A 17,216-nucleotide genomic window follows, 5' to 3' on the forward strand; every position below is an offset into this window, starting at 1 on the left:
AAAAATGTTTCAGATGAAGGCTATTCAAGGACGAGTCTGTGCCAGCAGCTCTCTGGCGAGGAGAAAGAGTGAAACCGAATAAGCAGGTTGCCGCCGCTACGATGAAAGATGTTGCTCTGAAGGCGAAAGTCTCAACGGCAACCGTATCCCGCGCGTTAATGAACCCGGACAAAGTCTCGCAGTCAACCCGTAACAAGGTTGAACAGGCTGCGCTGGAAGTGGGATATTTACCCCAATCAATGGGACGCAACGTTAAGCGTAATGAATCACGTACCATTCTGGTGATTGTCCCGGATATCTGCGATCCGTTTTTTAGCGAAGTGATTCGCGGCATAGAAGTGACCGCCGCTGAGCAGGGATATCTGGTGCTTATCGGCGACTGCGCCCACCAGAATCAGCAGGAAAAGACCTTCCTCAACCTCATTATCACCAAGCAGATCGATGGCATGGTGCTGCTCAGCTCGCGCCTGCCGTTTGATGCCAGCGTGGAAGAGCAGCGCAACTTGCCGCCGATGGTCATGTCCAACGAGTTCGCGCCAGAGCTGGAACTCCCCACCGTGCACATTGATAATCTCACCGCCGCCTTCAACGCGATGAACTATCTGCTGGAACTGGGGCATAAACGCATTGGCTGTATCGCCGGACCAGAGGATATGCCGCTGTGCCATTACCGTCTGCAAGGTTACGTTCAGGCATTGCGTCGCAGTGGAATTACGGTCGATCCGCATTTCATCGCGCGTGGTGACTTTACCTATGAAGCGGGAGCCAATGCGCTTAAGCAGCTCCTTGAGCTTCCACAGCCACCTACTGCGGTCTTTTGCCACAGCGATGTCATGGCGCTGGGGGCACTCTCTTACGCCAAACGTCAGGGTCTGAAGGTACCTGACGATTTATCCATCATTGGCTTTGATAATATTTCGCTCACGGAATTTTGTGATCCACCCCTGACAACCGTCGCACAGCCGCGTTTCGATATCGGACGTGAAGCTATGCTGTTACTGCTCGATCAACTACAAGGTCAGAACGTCAGCAGTGGCTCACGTTTACTGGACTGCGAGCTTATTATTCGGGGCACTACCCGGGCACTGACGTAAAGTAAAGTGCTTTCGGACTCCCCTGTCTGGTCAAAGGCCCGCCGCTTAAGTAACATGGCGGGCTGACGAACGAATAAATACAGCGAAACGATAGTGGCACAACGAGATTATGTACGTCGCGGCCAACCGGCACCTTCGCGGCGCAAGAAGAGCACATCACGGAAAAAACAACGCAATACGCCTGCGGTATCGCCCGCTATGGTTGCTATTGCTGCAGCCGTACTCGTGACCTTTATCGGTGGTCTGTACTTCATTACGCATCACAAGAAAGAAGAGTCCGAAACGCTGCAAAACCAGAAAGTCACCGGTAATGGCATCCCGCCAAAACCGGAAGAGCGCTGGCGATACATCAAAGAGCTGGAAAGCCGTCAGCCTGGCGTACGTGCGCCTACCGAACCGTCTGCAGGCGGCGAGGTACTGAACGCCGATCAGCTTACCAATGAGCAGCGCCAGTTGTTGGCGCAAATGCAGGCCGATATGCGCCAACAGCCAACGCAACTCAACGAAGTACCGTGGAACGAACAAACTGCTGAACAACGCCAGCAAACGCTGCAGCGTCAGCGTCAGGTGCAACAGCAGCAGTGGAATAACACCCAACAGCAGGCTCAACAGCCGCGCCAACGGGTAACGGAACAGCCGAACCAGCAGCAGCAAACGCGTACTGCGCAAGCCGCACCGGTACAGCAGCCGAAGGCGCAGCCAAAACCGGCGGCCCAACAGCCGTATCAGGATCTACTGCAAACACCTGCGCATACCACCGCCGCTCAGCCGAAAACGCAGCCGGCCGCGCCGATAACGAATGAAACGCAGCCGCCAAAACAGACGGCGGAGAAAAAAGATGAACGCCGCTGGATGGTACAGTGCGGCTCATTTAAAGGCGCTGAGCAGGCAGAAACCGTGCGCGCGCAGTTGGCTTTTGAAGGCTTCAACTCACGTATTACCACCAATAACGGCTGGAATCGCGTGGTCATTGGTCCGGTCAAAGGCAAAGAGAATGCCGACAACACCATCAGCCGCCTGAAAGTTGCTGGTCACACAAACTGCATTCGACTCGCCACTGGGGGTTGAAACCCCCAAAATCCCCCCCATCTATACTTGCATTACGCCCCGCATACTGCGCGGGGCCTGTGTTTTGCATTTGTAACCAAGGGGTCTGCTCGTGACAACAATAGTAAGCGTACGCCGTAACGGCCATGTGGTAATCGCCGGTGATGGTCAGGCCACACTGGGTAACACCGTAATGAAAGGCAACGTGAAGAAAGTCCGCCGTCTGTACAACGACAAAGTCATCGCGGGCTTTGCGGGCGGTACTGCGGATGCATTCACGCTGTTTGAACTGTTTGAACGCAAGCTGGAAATGCACCAGGGTCACCTGGTGAAAGCTGCCGTTGAACTGGCAAAAGACTGGCGTACTGACCGTATGCTGCGCAAACTCGAAGCGCTGCTGGCCGTTGCGGATGAAACTGCATCACTCATCATCACCGGTAACGGCGACGTCATCCAGCCAGAAAACGATCTGATTGCCATCGGCTCCGGCGGTCCCTACGCCCAGGCTGCTGCACGCGCTCTGCTGGAAAACACCGAGCTTGGCGCACGCGAGATTGCTGAGAAAGCGTTGGATATTGCAGGGGATATCTGCATTTATACCAACCACTTCCATACCATCGAAGAATTGAACTCCAAAGCGTAAGGATCCCCCATGTCTGAAATGACCCCACGCGAAATTGTCAGCGAACTGAACAAACACATCATCGGCCAGGACAACGCTAAGCGTTCCGTGGCGATTGCCCTGCGTAACCGCTGGCGCCGCATGCAGCTCAACGAAGAGCTGCGCCATGAAGTTACGCCGAAAAACATTCTGATGATTGGCCCAACCGGCGTCGGTAAAACCGAAATCGCCCGTCGTCTGGCAAAACTGGCCAACGCGCCGTTCATCAAAGTTGAAGCAACGAAATTCACCGAAGTCGGCTATGTTGGTAAAGAAGTTGACTCTATCATCCGCGATCTGACCGATGCTGCCATCAAAATGGTCCGCGTTCAGGCCATCGAGAAAAACCGCTTCCGTGCCGAAGAGATGGCGGAAGAGCGCATTCTCGACGTGCTGATCCCACCAGCTAAAAATAACTGGGGACAGTCAGAGCAGCCGCAGGAACCTTCTGCAGCGCGTCAGGCGTTCCGTAAAAAACTGCGTGAAGGCCAGCTGGATGATAAAGAGATCGAAATCGATCTCGCGGCCGCACCGATGGGCGTTGAAATCATGGCGCCTCCGGGAATGGAAGAGATGACCAGCCAGCTACAGTCCATGTTCCAGAACCTGGGCGGTCAGAAGCAAAAACCGCGTAAGCTGAAAATCAAAGACGCGATGAAGCTGCTGATTGAAGAAGAAGCGGCCAAACTGGTGAATCCGGAAGAGCTGAAACAGGAAGCTATCGACGCCGTTGAGCAACACGGAATCGTGTTTATCGACGAAATCGACAAAATCTGTAAGCGCGGCGAATCCTCCGGCCCGGACGTGTCCCGTGAAGGCGTACAGCGCGACCTGCTGCCGCTGGTTGAAGGCTGCACGGTCTCCACTAAACACGGTATGGTGAAAACAGACCACATTCTGTTTATCGCCTCTGGCGCATTCCAGGTAGCGAAACCGTCTGACCTGATCCCGGAACTGCAGGGTCGTCTGCCGATTCGTGTCGAGCTGCAGGCGCTGACCACCAGCGATTTTGAGCGTATCCTTACCGAACCGAATGCCTCCATCACCGTCCAGTACAAAGCGCTGATGGCGACCGAAGGTGTGGACATCAACTTCACCGAATCGGGCATTAAACGCATTGCCGAAGCGGCCTGGCAGGTCAATGAAACCACCGAAAACATCGGTGCACGTCGTCTGCATACCGTTCTCGAGCGTCTGATGGAAGATATTTCCTATGATGCGAGCGATTTAAACGGCCAAAGCATCACAATTGATGCCGAATATGTGAGCAAACATCTGGATGCGCTGGTCGCAGATGAAGATCTGAGCCGTTTTATCCTATAATCGCGTTCAATGCATTTTCATCACTGTTGATGGGGCTGATAAAGCCCCATTTTTATTGGCGCTAAATATGACTGAACAACAAAAAATTAGCCGCTCACAAGCCTGGCTGGAAAGTTTACGACCTAAGACCTTACCGCTCGCCTTCGCGGCGATCATCGTCGGTACGGCATTAGCATGGTGGCAAGGATACTTCGATCCGCTGGTTGCTCTGTTGGCATTGATTACGGCAGGACTGCTGCAAATTCTGTCCAACCTCGCTAACGACTATGGCGATGCGGTCAAAGGCAGCGACAAGCCCGACCGCATTGGACCGCTGCGCGGTATGCAAAAAGGGGTTATCACCCAACAGCAGATGAAGCGTGCACTGATCGTCACCGTGGTGTTGATTTGTCTGTCAGGTCTGGCCCTGGTTGCTGTGGCCTGCCACACGCTGGCGGATTTTGTCGGTTTCCTGGTACTTGGGGGCCTGTCGATTATCGCGGCGATCACCTACACCGTGGGTAATCGCCCTTACGGATATATCGGTCTGGGCGATATTTCCGTGCTGGTATTCTTTGGCTGGCTTAGCGTGATGGGAAGCTGGTATCTGCAGGCGCATACGCTGATTCCGGCGCTGATTCTGCCTGCCACCGCCTGTGGCCTGCTGGCAACTGCCGTGCTCAACGTCAACAACCTGCGTGATATCAACAGCGACAGAGAGAACGGCAAGAACACACTGGTAGTACGTTTAGGTGCCGTCAATGCCCGCCGCTACCATGCCTGCCTGCTGATGGGTACGCTGGTCTGCCTGGCGCTGTTTAACTTGTTTTCGCTACAAAGTCTGTGGGGATGGCTGTTTATCCTTGCCGCTCCGCTGCTTTTCAAACAGGCGCGTTACGTGATGCGCGAAATGGATCCTGCGGCAATGCGTCCGATGCTGGAACGCACCGTAAAAGCGGCGCTATTAACTAACTTGCTGTTTGTCGTTGGAATTTTCTTAAGTCAGTGGTCTCTTTAACTGACAAATATCAATTAACAATTGATGATTTTGCCAACAGTACACATAGCGCGATATACTAAAAATTCTCGCAGCAACTGAACGTTAAGCCTATGAAATACGATACATCCGAGCTTTGTGACATCTATCAGGAAGATGTCAACGTCGTGGAACCGCTGTTCTCTAACTTTGGAGGACGGTCGTCGTTTGGCGGACAAATCATCACGGTAAAATGTTTCGAGGACAACGGGTTGCTGTACGATCTGCTCGAACAAAATGGCCGTGGTCGCATTCTGCTGGTCGATGGCGGCGGTTCTGTCCGTCGTGCGCTGGTCGATGCCGAACTGGCACGACTGGCCGTACAGAATGAATGGGAAGGTCTGGTCATCTACGGCTCAGTCCGCCAGGTAGACGATCTGGAAGAACTGGATATCGGCATTCAGGCGATTGCCGCAATTCCGGTAGGTGCTTCAGGAGAAGGTATTGGGGAAAGCGATGTGCGCGTCAACTTTGGCGGCGTGACATTCTTCTCCGGCGACCACCTGTACGCTGACAACACCGGGATAATCCTCTCCGAAGACCCGCTCGATATCGAGTAAGCGAAAAAGGCCATCAGCAAGTTTGATGGCCTTTTATTTTCTTCATTCATCCGATTTGTAGTGAATGACCTTAACATCATAATTCCCAGCTCTTGCTTCAACAACGACACTCATCATCTCACGACTTGCAGGATAAGATTCAACGTATGCGTTTAATTTTTCTTCTGCTCTGTGAATATCATTCTTAGGTATCCCCGTAAAAACTATTTCACTGCGTTGAAGATGGCTACCCTCATCTGTATGGCTTACAAAAAACCAGTCGCTGGATACCCTTGGAACCTGTTTAATCAATTTCGGCGTTAATAGCTGATAAATTAATAAATCATGCTGCGTATAGCATTTTTTTGTAAAGACACTCACCATGAAATAACAATAAAGCAGCGCAAAGAAAAGCATAAATGCAATAATAACACCTAATCGTCGAAACGTCATATACGGAGTTCCCGAACATAATTTGGATTCGCAACAGGTTTTATTACATCCATAAATAAGTGTAAGGCCAAAAATCCTGTAAGGATTCGAAACGATGTGACGTACTCAAGAATATAGACAAAGCAATACCTTGCAGAATTCGCTCCTGCAATCCTCGTCGCACCATGAATCTACGATATATACCAGCATTGATATTTAGACCGTGAATGCTTTTAGACATACTTTGATGGTAATTTACTTCATAAAATTCACTATCACCACCACGAGGTCTTGTCATTTCAAACCATAATTTTTCAGCGCCTGCCGGATTAGCGTGGCCTAAATCAATCCACCCTAGATTATCTGTATAGATAAGACCATATCTAATATCTCTGGTGATAAATCGCTCCAAATTATCAATAATATCGTTTCTTTTTGTCATATCGTATTCTTTGAAATTTGAGAATTACGATATCCTAAAGTCTACATAGTAAAAAGGCATCCATTATGGATGCCTTTTTAAAGAAATCAGAATTAGACTTCTTCCATACGCCCCAACAGGGCATGCAGACGATCCTGCCAGCCATTCTGCTGTTCTTTCAGGTTGTTGTTCTCACGCTCCAGCTCTTCACGCTGCTGCTGTGCAGACTGAACTTCCTGCGACAGTGAGTTGTTCTTTTCTTTCAGCTCTTCGATTTCCATCTGTAACAGCGTGATGGTATCAATCGCCTGCTGTACTTTTGCTTCCAGTTTCTCAAACACTTCTAATGACATCGTCATACCTCTCCTGAATTGCAAGGCGTTGATGGATAAAAATCCTCGTCCCGATAACCGGCGACGCCTTAATAAAAACGAGCGCACTCTACTTAACACCGATTGTATGAAGCCGCGTCATCCCTGTCCAGCGGCATCCCGCGCAGATTGCGGTTTGCAACACTTTTCGTCTTTCTCCTGGTGACATTACTATCATAACTCTTAAGTGTTAACGAATTGATCATTGAAATGATTCAGCTCACACTATTTTTGTATAACAAATACCGCGAAATGGCGCGATAACGCTCATTTTGTTGATGGAGTACACACATTTCAATTTCGATATTTCTCGTTTTTGCGCGTTAACGATAAATTAACAGTGTGCCTACCGGCTCCGGGGATGTCAGTGACCTTCTCGCATACAATAAACATTAAACTCTCTTCAGGATCCGATTATGAGTCAAACATCAACCTTAAAAGGCCAGTGCATTGCTGAATTCCTCGGTACCGGGTTGTTGATTTTCTTCGGTGTGGGATGTGTCGCTGCACTCAAAGTTGCTGGGGCTACTTTTGGTCAGTGGGAAATCAGTATCATCTGGGGTCTGGGGGTAGCGATGGCTATCTATCTGACTGCAGGCGTTTCTGGTGCACACCTGAATCCAGCGGTAACCATCGCACTCTGGCTGTTCGCCTGTTTTGATAAACGCAAAGTTGCTCCTTTTATTATTTCGCAAATTGCCGGCGCCTTTTGCGCAGCGGCACTGGTTTACGGGCTTTATTACAATCTTTTCATCGATTTCGAACAAACTAACCATATCGTGCGCGGCAGTACCGAGAGCCTGGGTCTGGCAGGTACTTTCTCGACCTATCCGAACCCGCATATCAATTTTGTGCAGGCCTTCGCGGTTGAAATGGTCATTACCGCTATTCTAATGGGGCTGATTCTGGCTCTGACCGACGATGGTAACGGTGTACCTCGTGGTCCGCTGGCACCACTGCTGATCGGCTTGTTGATCGCCGTTATTGGTGCTTCCATGGGTCCGCTAACAGGTTTTGCGATGAACCCGGCACGTGACTTCGGACCGAAACTCTTCGCCTGGATGGCCGGATGGGGTGAGATTGCCTTCACGGGTGGTCGTGATATCCCTTACTTCCTGGTCCCGGTGTTTGGCCCGATTACCGGCGCGATTTTAGGCGCATGGGCATATCGCAAACTGATTGGTCGCCATTTACCGTGCGATGTCTGCGCGATTGAAGAGAAAGACGTTGCGACCAACACTCAACAAAAAGCTTCGCAGTAATGTGACTACGGGACAAATAATCATGACTGAAAAAAAATATATCGTTGCGCTCGACCAGGGCACCACCAGCTCCCGCGCGGTCGTAATGGACCACGATGCGAATATCGTTAGCGTTTCACAGCGCGAATTCGAGCAAATCTACCCGAAAGCAGGTTGGGTAGAACATGACCCAATGGAAATTTGGGCGACCCAAAGCTCCACGCTGGTAGAAGTTCTGGCGAAAGCCGATATCAGTTCCGATGAAATTGCAGCGATCGGTATTACCAACCAGCGTGAAACCACCATCGTCTGGGAGCGTGAGACCGGTAAGCCTATCTATAACGCAATTGTGTGGCAGTGTCGTCGTACCGCGGATATCTGCGAAAAGCTCAAGCGCGACGGAATGGAAGAGTACATCCGTAATAACACGGGTCTGGTAATTGACCCATACTTTTCCGGCACTAAAGTGAAGTGGATCCTCGACCACGTAGAAGGCTCACGTGAGCGCGCTCGTCGCGGCGAACTGCTGTTCGGTACGGTAGACACCTGGCTTATCTGGAAAATGACGCAGGGGCGCGTACACGTAACGGATTACACCAACGCCTCTCGTACCATGCTGTTCAACATCCACTCCCTGGACTGGGATGACACGATGCTGGATGCGCTGGATATTCCGCGTGCAATGCTGCCAGAAGTGCGTCGTTCTTCTGAAGTGTACGGCCAGACCAACATCGGTGGTAAAGGCGGCATTCGTATTCCTATCTCCGGTATTGCCGGTGACCAGCAGGCTGCTCTGTTTGGCCAGCTGTGCGTGAAGGAAGGGATGGCGAAAAACACCTACGGTACCGGCTGCTTCATGCTGATGAACACTGGCGAGAAAGCCGTTAAGTCCGAAAATGGACTACTGACCACCATCGCCTGCGGACCGACCGGGGAAGTGAACTACGCGCTGGAAGGTGCGGTATTTATGGCTGGCGCATCCATCCAGTGGCTGCGCGATGAAATGAAACTCATCAGCGATGCATTCGACTCTGAATATTTCGCCACCAAAGTGAAAGATACCAACGGCGTGTACGTCGTTCCGGCATTTACAGGCCTTGGAGCACCGTACTGGGACCCGTATGCACGCGGAGCCATCTTCGGCCTGACCCGTGGCGTAAACTCCAACCACATCATCCGCGCAACGCTTGAGTCTATCGCTTACCAGACCCGCGATGTACTGGAAGCGATGCAGGCTGACTCCGGTATTCGCCTGCACGCCCTGCGCGTCGATGGCGGTGCGGTCGCCAACAACTTCCTGATGCAGTTCCAGTCCGATATTCTCGGCACGCGCGTTGAGCGCCCGGAAGTCCGCGAAGTCACCGCATTGGGTGCGGCTTACCTTGCCGGTCTGGCAGTAGGTTTCTGGCAGAATCTGGATGAACTGCAGGAGAAAGCGGTCATCGAGCGTGAATTCCGCCCGGGCATCGAAACCACCGAGCGTAATTTCCGTTACAGCGGCTGGAAAAAAGCGGTCAAACGCGCCATGGCGTGGGAAGATCACGACGAGTAATTCGTCATTGCCGGATGGCGACGTTACCTTGTCCGGCAATATCTTCGTGCGGGGGCAACCCCGCACACACATCAATAATCTAGTCCCCTCCCCTGTGCTACACTTCGCGCCATTCCTTTCAGCTACGAGTTTGCAATGAGACGAGAACTTGCCATTGAATTTTCACGCGTGACCGAAGCGGCCGCGCTGGCTGGCTATAAATGGCTGGGCCGCGGCGATAAAAATACCGCTGATGGCGCGGCGGTGAACGCCATGCGTATTATGCTCAACCAGGTCAACATCGACGGCACCATCGTGATTGGCGAGGGTGAGATTGATGAAGCGCCGATGCTGTTTATCGGCGAGAAAGTCGGAACCGGCCACGGTGATGCGGTCGACATCGCCGTCGATCCTATCGAAGGCACGCGTATGACGGCAATGGGCCAGGCGAATGCGCTGGCGGTGCTGGCTGTAGGCGATAAAGGCTGTTTCCTGAACGCGCCAGACATGTACATGGAAAAGCTGATTGTCGGCCCTGGCGCAAAAGGGTCCATCGACCTGAACCTGTCGCTGGAAACCAACCTGCGAAACATTGCAGCCGCGCTGAACAAACCACTGAGTGACCTGACCGTCACCATCCTGGCAAAACCACGCCATGACGAGGTTATTGCAGAGATGGCGAAACTGGGCGTGCGCGTCTTCGCCATTCCTGACGGGGACGTTGCGGCCTCGATTCTGACCTGTATGCCAGACAGCGAAGTTGACGTGCTGTACGGTATTGGCGGCGCACCGGAAGGCGTGGTTTCCGCGGCCGTCATCCGCGCGCTGGACGGCGACATGCAGGGCCGCCTGCTGGCGCGCCATGACGTCAAAGGCGACAGCGAAGAGAACCGTCGTATTGGCGAACAGGAACTGGCCCGCTGCACCGCGATGGGCATTGAAGCGGGCAAAGCGCTGCGTCTGGATGAAATGGCGCGCAGCGACAACGTCATTTTCTCCGCTACCGGCATCACCAAAGGCGATCTGCTGGAAGGGATTAGCCGTAAAGGCAATATCGCAACCACCGAAACGCTGTTGATCCGCGGCAAATCGCGCACGATCCGCCGCATTCAGTCGATTCACTACCTCGATCGCAAAGATCCCGATGTGCAGGCGCACATCCTGTAATTGATTTGATCAATAGAGCCTTCCAGCCCATCCGGGCTGGAAATCTTTCGTCCAACGAACGAAGATAAGGCAATCAAAGCAGACAGGAGAAAACCATGGCAGATTGGGTAACAGGCAAAGTCACAAAGGTGCAGAACTGGACCGATGCCCTGTTTAGTTTGACCGTGCGAGCTCCGGTTCTTCCTTTCACTGCAGGTCAGTTCACCAAGCTTGGCCTTGAGATCGACGGTGAGCGCGTCCAGCGCGCCTATTCCTACGTGAATGCGCCCGATAACCCCGACTTAGAATTTTATCTGGTGACGGTTCCCGACGGCAAACTCAGCCCTCAACTGGCGGCGCTAAAGCCTGGCGATGAAGTTCAGGTGGTGAGTGAGGCCGCTGGTTTCTTCGTGCTGGATGAAGTCCCTGATTGCGAAACGCTATGGATGCTGGCAACCGGCACGGCTATCGGCCCGTATTTGTCGATTCTGCAACTAGGCAAAGATCTGGGTCGCTTTAAAAATCTGGTGCTGGTCCACGCCGCACGCTATACCGCCGATTTGAGCTACCTGCCATTGATGCAGGCGCTGGAAAAGCGCTACGAAGGTAAATTACGCATCCAGACGGTTGTTAGCCGTGAGACAGCCGTAGATTCGCTGACCGGGCGTGTACCGGCGCTGATTGACAGCGGTGAACTGGAAAAGGCGGTAGGGCTGCCAATGGATAAAGAAACCAGCCATGTGATGCTGTGCGGAAATCCACAAATGGTACGCGACACGCAGCAACTGCTGAAAGAGACCCGGCAGATGACCAAACACCTGCGCCGTCGACCGGGCCATATGACTGCTGAGCACTACTGGTGAGGGTTGCCGGGAGGCGCTTGCGCTTCTCCGGTCGACAACTACTGGCGCTCGGCTTTGTACTTTACGTCCTGCGTATCCTTACCATATTTATTTTCGTCCTGGGTGCCAACGAACGCGCCCAGATCGATAAGCATACCGACCAGAATGAGCGTCGGAACAAAGCGACCAACCGCCCATTGCCAGACGCCGGGTAACATCGTCCAATTTCCGGCCAGCAGCATCCACGCCAAAATCATCAGCAGCGCCCACGCTCCAGAACGACCCCGATCGTGCAGGCGTTTTACCGTCACTGCCGCCGTCGGCCATAGCAGACAAACCAGACAAAATGCCGCAGTCTGAATATCGAGTAATTGCTTGCTCGCCAGCGAGAACAGAACCAGCATTCCGACGATCCACAGACCTATCCAAATCCAGAAATCACGGCGCCCGATGCGCCCTTTAAATGAGAATAACCACTGCTGTATGGTCATGTAAGTTCCTTTATTATTACCTTCCAGAACAGTTTACCCTTTTGACAAGCCCGACAGTTACCGTTTTAATCGTGAGCAGTCATAACGAAAGGTACGATTGATGAAGCAAGGATTTACACTGTTTTTATTATTGTTTTCAGCCTTCACCGCGAGCGTTGCGGCACGGGCGGAAGAGCCATCGACGGCAACCACGGCCCCCTATTTACTGGCGGGTGCGCCGACCTTTGACCTGTCGATTAGCCAGTTTCGCGAAAACTTTAATACGCAGAATCCGAAGCTTATCCTGAATGAGTTCCGCGCCATCGACAGCAGCCGCGATCGGGCAAACCTCACCCGCGCGGCCAGTAAAATCAATGAAAACCTGTATGCGTCCTCCGCCCTTGAGCGCGGCACGCTAAAAATCAAAAGTATGCAGATAACCTGGTTGCCGATTCAGGGACCAGAACAAAAGGCGGCCAAAGCGAAAGCGCTGGAATACATGACCGCCGTCATTCGTACCGTCGCGCCGCTACTGACGAAAGAGCAGAGCCAGAAAAAGCTGCAAAAACTGCTCGCTGCCGGCAAAGGTAAACACTATTACGCCGAAACAGAAGGCGCAATTCGCTATGTTGTGGCAGATAACGGTGAAAAAGGGCTGACCTTCGCTGTTGAACCGATTAAGCTGGCACTATCAGATAGTCTTGAGAAGGCGAATTGATGACAAAAAGCAAAGCCTTTCCGCAGACGAATCTCTATACTGTTTCACAGACCATGCTGCCCTGACGGGCGGCCATATTCCTTAATTCGCTGACAAGCGTGGAGAAATGAAATGCGACATCCTTTAGTGATGGGTAACTGGAAACTGAACGGCAGCCGCCACATGGTAAACGAACTGGTTGCTAATCTGCGTAAAGAACTGGCTGGCGTTGCTGGCTGTGCAGTAGCAATCGCTCCGCCGGAAATGTATATCGACCTGGCGAAACACGCCGCTGCCGGTAGCCACATTATCCTGGGCGCGCAGAACGTTGACCTGAACCTGTCTGGCGCATTTACCGGTGAAACAAGTGCTGAAATGCTGAAAGATATCGGCGCGCAGTACATCATTATCGGTCACTCTGAGCGTCGTACTTACCACAAAGAGTCTGACGAGCTGATCGCTAAAAAATTCGCCGTGCTGAAAGAACAAGGTCTGACTCCGGTTCTGTGCATCGGTGAAACCGAAGCAGAAAACGAAGCGGGCAAAACTGAAGAAGTCTGTGCACGTCAGATCGACGCCGTTCTGAAAACTCAGGGCGCGGCAGCATTCGAAGGCGTCGTTATCGCTTACGAACCAGTATGGGCTATCGGTACCGGTAAATCTGCAACTCCTGCTCAGGCTCAGGCTGTTCACAAATTCATTCGTGACCACATTGCTAAAGCTGACGCGAAAATCGCTGAACAAGTTATCATCCAGTACGGCGGTTCCGTAAACGCAGCGAACGCAGCAGAACTGTTCGCTCAGCCGGATATTGATGGCGCGCTGGTTGGCGGTGCTTCTCTGAAAGCAGATGCCTTCGCGGTCATCATTAAAGCAGCAGAAGCGGCTAAACAGGCGTAATGCTGTTGAGGCGGGTAGCGCTTCGCTGACCCGTCCTCCAAGACTGTAGGCCCGGTAAGCGTTAGCGCTACCGGGCTTTTTTTTACAACTTACCCAACACGCTAAACCACAGATAATCCAGCGGCAGAAGAAGCAGATATGTTGCCGTCGCCAGCGCGATACACAGCAGCATCCCCGCCCTCGCAGGCACTTTCCCAAGCGCCATCGCCACCACAATCGGCGAAGCCTGATACGGCAGTAGCGGTGTGGAATACCCCAATACCTGAATCATAATTACCGACAGCAGCGGGAACCCAGTCGCATCGGCAAAATTTTGCGCCAGAGTGGTATATAGCGCCGGAACGCCGTTCGCCGTCATAATAAAATTGAGTGCGGTGGTAATGCCGGTCAGCGCGAGAAAGCTGGTAAATGGTTTTTCCGCATCCAGCGGCATCACCTGTAACAGCGCCTCGCCCACTGCACTGCCAATGCCGGTCTGGGTAACGGTGATTGCCAACCCCAGAATCCCCGCCACGTAAATGCAGGTCCTGATATTTACCCCGGAGGAAAACTCGTCGCCATTGATAAAACCAATCCGTGGTAGCAGCGTGATAACCGCTGCCGCCAACCCGGTCCACGCAGGCCCTATACCGTGCCAGCTTTCACTTACCCACAGCAGCAGCACCACTGCTAACATCCAGGCCAGACGTTTTTCATCCCGGCTCATTGGTTCCGCTGGCGTGAGATCGCGCGGTGCGTGGGGCTTGCCAGGGAACAGCCAGCAGATAAGCATGATGAGCACCGCGCCTTTAAGCCAGCCCAGAACCGGCGTATGCAGCAGCAAATAGGGAAGATAATTGAGGTGGATGCCGTAAGAGCCTTCCGCCGCGCCGCTCATTACCAGATTTGGCACGTTAGCGGGTAAAATCGTCGCGGAAAGCTGGAACGTCCCAAACCCGACGGCCAGCGCCAGACCATACCAGGCGCGCGTACCCTCGTTAATTCCGGCACGCTTCGCCATTGCGGCAACAATCGGCATCAGCAGCGCAATACGCCCCATATTGGACGGCATCACAAACGCCAGCGCGTAACTGAGCAGCACCACACTCGCCACCATTAACGGCCAGGAATCGGTCAATCGCGATGACAGCGCTCTCGCCGCCCTGTCCGCCAACCCCGTTTTGCGAATCGCGATACCCAGCACAAAACCACTAAAGACCAGCCAGAATGCCGAAGACGCAAATCCGCCAAAGATCACATCCGCAGGTGCGATTTTGGCGACCATTGCTACGGCAAAGAACAGCAGCGCCGTTATAAACTCCGGCAGTAGCGACGTCGCCCAGAGCAGGATAGTAATGCCAACCACCAGAGAGGGGATAAACAAAGGGTGTGTAAGCCAGAGCGACATGCCTGTCTCCTGTTGTTTTTTTCAACAAGAATACGGGGACAGACATGCGGAGTAAATGCCAGATTAGGTGGGGTTAACGCAGAATATCACATTGATGATCCTGAATTTCCTCAGCGGAGGCGAGATTGAGCGACAACAGATTGCGCTGGGTCGCCAGCAGGACAAAGGACTCATCGCTCTGACGCACCATCGCCAGCGCATAGCTGCCCATGTGCTCACGCGCATCCGGCACCTCTTCTGCCAGCATCATAAACGGGCTGCGTTGCGCCAGTTCATTTTCCGTGACGCGACGCGCCAGATATTCATGACCGCGCAGCCCACCCGGTAATGGCAGCCAACGAGTGCTGATTTTCGCCAGATTGTCATCCAGCTGTTTTCGGACATCGGTTCGCAGGCAGGAGATATGAATATGCAGATGATTTTGCGTACGCCCGCTACGCGAGTTAATGGTCAGCGATACCGCTTTGTCAGGGATTTCCTGACCGTATTTTTGGCTCATAAAGCTGCGCGCCTGCCAGGCCAGCCAGAAAAAGTTCGGCGTCCCTGATTTCAGCAGCAGCGGGCTTTCCGTTCCGTTGATGCGCCAGGTCGGCATCAACAGGTATTGCAGTGGGCCGTTACGATCTTTGAACACCACATATCCGGCATCCGGCTTCACTTCGGCGCACGGCGTGGGATCCTGCTGCTGCAACTGGTGCGGCAGGCATTGCTGAAGAACAATCTGGCGTAATGCGTCCGGGTTACCGGTGAATTTCCAGTACCCGATACCTGCAGCAGCGGCGACTACAATCACCGCCAGTAAAAGATAGCCTGCTTTTTTCATTACGCGTTCCCTGTATCTCATTGAAGGGCAAGAGTAACGCAAAACCATGACAAATAAAAAACCCGGTCGCGTTATGCCACCGGGTCGGTAAATCACAGACTTATTTAGCGCTTGCTGATCTGGTCAAACGTACCACCGTTTGAGAAGTGCTCTTTCTGCGCTTTCGTCCAGCCGCCAAACTCTTCGTCGATGGTGAACAGTTTCAGCTTCGGAAATGCATTTTCGTATTTCTTCGCAACGTCTGCATCACGCGGACGATAGTAGTTTTTCGCTGCAATTTCCTGACCTTCCGGAGAATAGAGATATTTCAGGTAGGCTTCCGCCACCGTTTTGGTGTCTTTCTTTTCCACTACTTTGTCGACCACGGAAACGGTCGGTTCCGCGAGGATAGATTCACTCGGCGTCACTATCTCGAATTTGTCTTTGCCCAGCTCGTTTGTCGCCAGCAGGGCTTCGTTTTCCCAGGCGATCAGCACATCACCGATACCGCGCTCAACGAAGGTATTGGTTGAGCCACGCGCACCGGAGTCCAGCACTTCAACATTCTTATACAGGGCCTTCACGAAGTCTTGTGCCTTGGCCTGATCGTTGTTGTTGTGGTGCAAGGCGTAGCCCCATGCCGCCAGATAGTTCCAGCGTGCGCCGCCTGAGCTTTTCGGGTTTGGCGTAATGACCGACACGCCTGGTTTGATCAGATCGTTCCAGTCATGAATTTGTTTGGGGTTGCCTTTGCGGACCAGGAAAACGATGGTGGAGGTGTATGGCGCGGAGTTATCCGGCAGACGCTTAATCCAGTTTTTATCGATACGACCACGTTCAGCAATGGCATCCACATCGTAAGCCAGCGCCAGCGTCACGACATCGGCTTCAATGCCGTTAATGACGGAGGTCGCTTGTTTACCCGAACCGCCATGCGACTGGCGGATCACGACGTTGTCGCCCGTTTCCTGCTTCCAGTGCGCGCTAAAGGCCTTATTGTACTGCTCGTACAATTCACGCGTTGGATCGTACGATACGTTAAGTAACTGAATATCCTTTGCCAGAACGCTGGTCGATGCCAGCAATAATGTTAACCCTACGCCCCATTTGTTCATCGCCCAGCTCTCTTATGTGGTGTTGTGATGAGCAAAGCGTGCCAGAAAGGTATTCAAACATTAAAGAATAAAAAAAAATTTGCTATAACTTGGGGGAATAAATGCGGGGGAATTGTGCCGAATGGTGGTTAGCGGCTCATCAGGCCTACAAGTCTTTACAACCTGTAGGCCTGATGCGCTTA

19 protein-coding genes are annotated in these 17,216 nt (G+C 52.6%); 12 read left to right on the forward strand and 7 right to left on the reverse strand.

Going from position 1 to position 17,216, the window contains the following annotated elements:
- The first annotated feature begins 68 nt into the window (after positions 1-68).
- The 6 genes from cytR to rraA all read left to right on the forward strand — a co-directional run bounded on the left by cytR (position 69) and on the right by rraA (position 5,700).
- Positions 69-1,094, forward strand: coding sequence for a DNA-binding transcriptional regulator CytR (gene cytR, locus GFC06_RS03445; protein WP_016157916.1), 1,026 nt, complete (start codon positions 69-71; stop codon positions 1,092-1,094).
- A 93-nt stretch (positions 1,095-1,187) separates the two neighbouring features.
- Positions 1,188-2,162, forward strand: a complete 975-nt coding sequence (gene ftsN / locus GFC06_RS03450) for a cell division protein FtsN (protein WP_072034024.1) — start codon at positions 1,188-1,190, stop codon at positions 2,160-2,162.
- 91 nt (positions 2,163-2,253) lie between these two features.
- Positions 2,254-2,784, forward strand: a complete 531-nt coding sequence (gene hslV, locus GFC06_RS03455; RefSeq protein ID WP_003028805.1) for an ATP-dependent protease subunit HslV — start codon at positions 2,254-2,256, stop codon at positions 2,782-2,784.
- A 9-nt stretch (positions 2,785-2,793) separates the two neighbouring features.
- Positions 2,794-4,125, forward strand: coding sequence for an HslU--HslV peptidase ATPase subunit (gene hslU / locus GFC06_RS03460; protein WP_003028803.1), 1,332 nt, complete (start codon positions 2,794-2,796; stop codon positions 4,123-4,125).
- A gap of 67 nt (positions 4,126-4,192) precedes the next feature.
- Entirely contained in the window at positions 4,193-5,122 is a 930-nt protein-coding gene (gene menA, locus GFC06_RS03465; RefSeq protein WP_016157915.1) for a 1,4-dihydroxy-2-naphthoate polyprenyltransferase, read from the forward strand.
- Positions 5,123-5,214: 92 nt separating this feature from the next.
- Entirely contained in the window at positions 5,215-5,700 is a 486-nt protein-coding gene (rraA, locus tag GFC06_RS03470) for a ribonuclease E activity regulator RraA (protein WP_008787034.1), read from the forward strand.
- A gap of 42 nt (positions 5,701-5,742) precedes the next feature.
- On the opposite strand, the gene GFC06_RS03475 is transcribed toward rraA, so the two are convergent.
- The 3 genes from GFC06_RS03475 to zapB all read right to left on the reverse strand — a co-directional run bounded on the left by GFC06_RS03475 (position 5,743) and on the right by zapB (position 6,891).
- Positions 5,743-6,132 (reverse strand): hypothetical protein, encoded by a 390-nt coding sequence (locus GFC06_RS03475; protein WP_047497576.1) that lies wholly within the window; start codon positions 6,130-6,132, stop codon positions 5,743-5,745.
- Positions 6,133-6,175: 43 nt separating this feature from the next.
- Positions 6,176-6,553, reverse strand: a complete 378-nt coding sequence (locus GFC06_RS03480) for a hypothetical protein (RefSeq protein WP_228522539.1) — start codon at positions 6,551-6,553, stop codon at positions 6,176-6,178.
- Positions 6,554-6,645: 92 nt separating this feature from the next.
- Positions 6,646-6,891: a septal ring assembly protein ZapB gene (gene zapB, locus GFC06_RS03485; protein ID WP_019077914.1), complete on the reverse strand. Its 246-nt coding sequence runs from the start codon at positions 6,889-6,891 to the stop codon at positions 6,646-6,648.
- Between the two features lie 428 nt (positions 6,892-7,319).
- Between zapB and GFC06_RS03490 the strand changes: the two genes are divergently transcribed.
- The 4 genes from GFC06_RS03490 (at position 7,320) to fpr (ending at position 11,684) form a co-directional block, all read left to right on the forward strand.
- Positions 7,320-8,165 (forward strand): MIP/aquaporin family protein, encoded by an 846-nt coding sequence (locus GFC06_RS03490; protein ID WP_016155255.1) that lies wholly within the window; start codon positions 7,320-7,322, stop codon positions 8,163-8,165.
- Between the two features lie 22 nt (positions 8,166-8,187).
- On the forward strand, positions 8,188-9,696 hold the full coding sequence (gene glpK, locus GFC06_RS03495) for a glycerol kinase GlpK (protein WP_016155254.1): 1,509 nt from the start codon (positions 8,188-8,190) through the stop codon (positions 9,694-9,696).
- A 135-nt stretch (positions 9,697-9,831) separates the two neighbouring features.
- Positions 9,832-10,842, forward strand: a complete 1,011-nt coding sequence (gene glpX / locus GFC06_RS03500) for a class II fructose-bisphosphatase (RefSeq protein WP_016155253.1) — start codon at positions 9,832-9,834, stop codon at positions 10,840-10,842.
- A 95-nt stretch (positions 10,843-10,937) separates the two neighbouring features.
- A complete protein-coding gene (gene fpr, locus GFC06_RS03505; protein WP_049282365.1) occupies positions 10,938-11,684 on the forward strand; it encodes a ferredoxin--NADP(+) reductase in 747 nt (248 codons plus the stop codon).
- 38 nt (positions 11,685-11,722) lie between these two features.
- On the opposite strand, the gene GFC06_RS03510 is transcribed toward fpr, so the two are convergent.
- Positions 11,723-12,154 (reverse strand): DUF805 domain-containing protein, encoded by a 432-nt coding sequence (locus GFC06_RS03510; protein WP_016155251.1) that lies wholly within the window; start codon positions 12,152-12,154, stop codon positions 11,723-11,725.
- Between the two features lie 100 nt (positions 12,155-12,254).
- On the opposite strand from GFC06_RS03510, the gene GFC06_RS03515 reads away from it, so the two are divergent.
- Both GFC06_RS03515 and tpiA read left to right on the forward strand, forming a co-directional pair.
- Positions 12,255-12,851 (forward strand): YiiQ family protein, encoded by a 597-nt coding sequence (locus GFC06_RS03515; protein WP_049282363.1) that lies wholly within the window; start codon positions 12,255-12,257, stop codon positions 12,849-12,851.
- 111 nt (positions 12,852-12,962) lie between these two features.
- Positions 12,963-13,730: a triose-phosphate isomerase gene (gene tpiA, locus GFC06_RS03520; RefSeq protein ID WP_153689839.1), complete on the forward strand. Its 768-nt coding sequence runs from the start codon at positions 12,963-12,965 to the stop codon at positions 13,728-13,730.
- Between the two features lie 82 nt (positions 13,731-13,812).
- Here tpiA and GFC06_RS03525 read toward each other — a convergent pair whose 3' ends face one another.
- From GFC06_RS03525 to sbp, 3 genes are all read right to left on the reverse strand, one after another.
- Entirely contained in the window at positions 13,813-15,117 is a 1,305-nt protein-coding gene (locus GFC06_RS03525) for an SLC13 family permease (RefSeq protein WP_153689840.1), read from the reverse strand.
- A 73-nt stretch (positions 15,118-15,190) separates the two neighbouring features.
- A complete protein-coding gene (locus tag GFC06_RS03530; RefSeq protein WP_019077918.1) occupies positions 15,191-15,940 on the reverse strand; it encodes a CDP-diacylglycerol diphosphatase in 750 nt (249 codons plus the stop codon).
- 104 nt (positions 15,941-16,044) lie between these two features.
- Positions 16,045-17,034: a sulfate/thiosulfate ABC transporter substrate-binding protein Sbp gene (sbp, locus tag GFC06_RS03535; RefSeq protein ID WP_016155247.1), complete on the reverse strand. Its 990-nt coding sequence runs from the start codon at positions 17,032-17,034 to the stop codon at positions 16,045-16,047.
- Between the last annotated feature and the right edge of the window lie 182 nt (positions 17,035-17,216).

The sequence above is a fragment of the Citrobacter braakii genome, from assembly GCF_009648935.1.
GTDB classification, from domain to species: domain Bacteria; phylum Pseudomonadota; class Gammaproteobacteria; order Enterobacterales; family Enterobacteriaceae; genus Citrobacter; species Citrobacter braakii.

Coding starts and splice junctions, on each gene's coding strand:
- GFC06_RS03475 (WP_047497576.1), bottom strand. CDS start 6,132: ATGACGTTTCGACGATTAGGTGTTATTATTGCATTTATGCTTTTCTTT.
- GFC06_RS03480 (WP_228522539.1), bottom strand. CDS start 6,553: ATGACAAAAAGAAACGATATTATTGATAATTTGGAGCGATTTATCACC.
- rraA (WP_008787034.1), top strand. CDS start 5,215: ATGAAATACGATACATCCGAGCTTTGTGACATCTATCAGGAAGATGTC.
- GFC06_RS03530 (WP_019077918.1), bottom strand. CDS start 15,940: ATGAAAAAAGCAGGCTATCTTTTACTGGCGGTGATTGTAGTCGCCGCT.
- GFC06_RS03525 (WP_153689840.1), bottom strand. CDS start 15,117: ATGTCGCTCTGGCTTACACACCCTTTGTTTATCCCCTCTCTGGTGGTT.
- glpK (WP_016155254.1), top strand. CDS start 8,188: ATGACTGAAAAAAAATATATCGTTGCGCTCGACCAGGGCACCACCAGC.
- glpX (WP_016155253.1), top strand. CDS start 9,832: ATGAGACGAGAACTTGCCATTGAATTTTCACGCGTGACCGAAGCGGCC.
- zapB (WP_019077914.1), bottom strand. CDS start 6,891: ATGACGATGTCATTAGAAGTGTTTGAGAAACTGGAAGCAAAAGTACAG.
- GFC06_RS03490 (WP_016155255.1), top strand. CDS start 7,320: ATGAGTCAAACATCAACCTTAAAAGGCCAGTGCATTGCTGAATTCCTC.
- sbp (WP_016155247.1), bottom strand. CDS start 17,034: ATGAACAAATGGGGCGTAGGGTTAACATTATTGCTGGCATCGACCAGC.
- fpr (WP_049282365.1), top strand. CDS start 10,938: ATGGCAGATTGGGTAACAGGCAAAGTCACAAAGGTGCAGAACTGGACC.
- tpiA (WP_153689839.1), top strand. CDS start 12,963: ATGCGACATCCTTTAGTGATGGGTAACTGGAAACTGAACGGCAGCCGC.
- GFC06_RS03510 (WP_016155251.1), bottom strand. CDS start 12,154: ATGACCATACAGCAGTGGTTATTCTCATTTAAAGGGCGCATCGGGCGC.
- menA (WP_016157915.1), top strand. CDS start 4,193: ATGACTGAACAACAAAAAATTAGCCGCTCACAAGCCTGGCTGGAAAGT.
- hslU (WP_003028803.1), top strand. CDS start 2,794: ATGTCTGAAATGACCCCACGCGAAATTGTCAGCGAACTGAACAAACAC.
- GFC06_RS03515 (WP_049282363.1), top strand. CDS start 12,255: ATGAAGCAAGGATTTACACTGTTTTTATTATTGTTTTCAGCCTTCACC.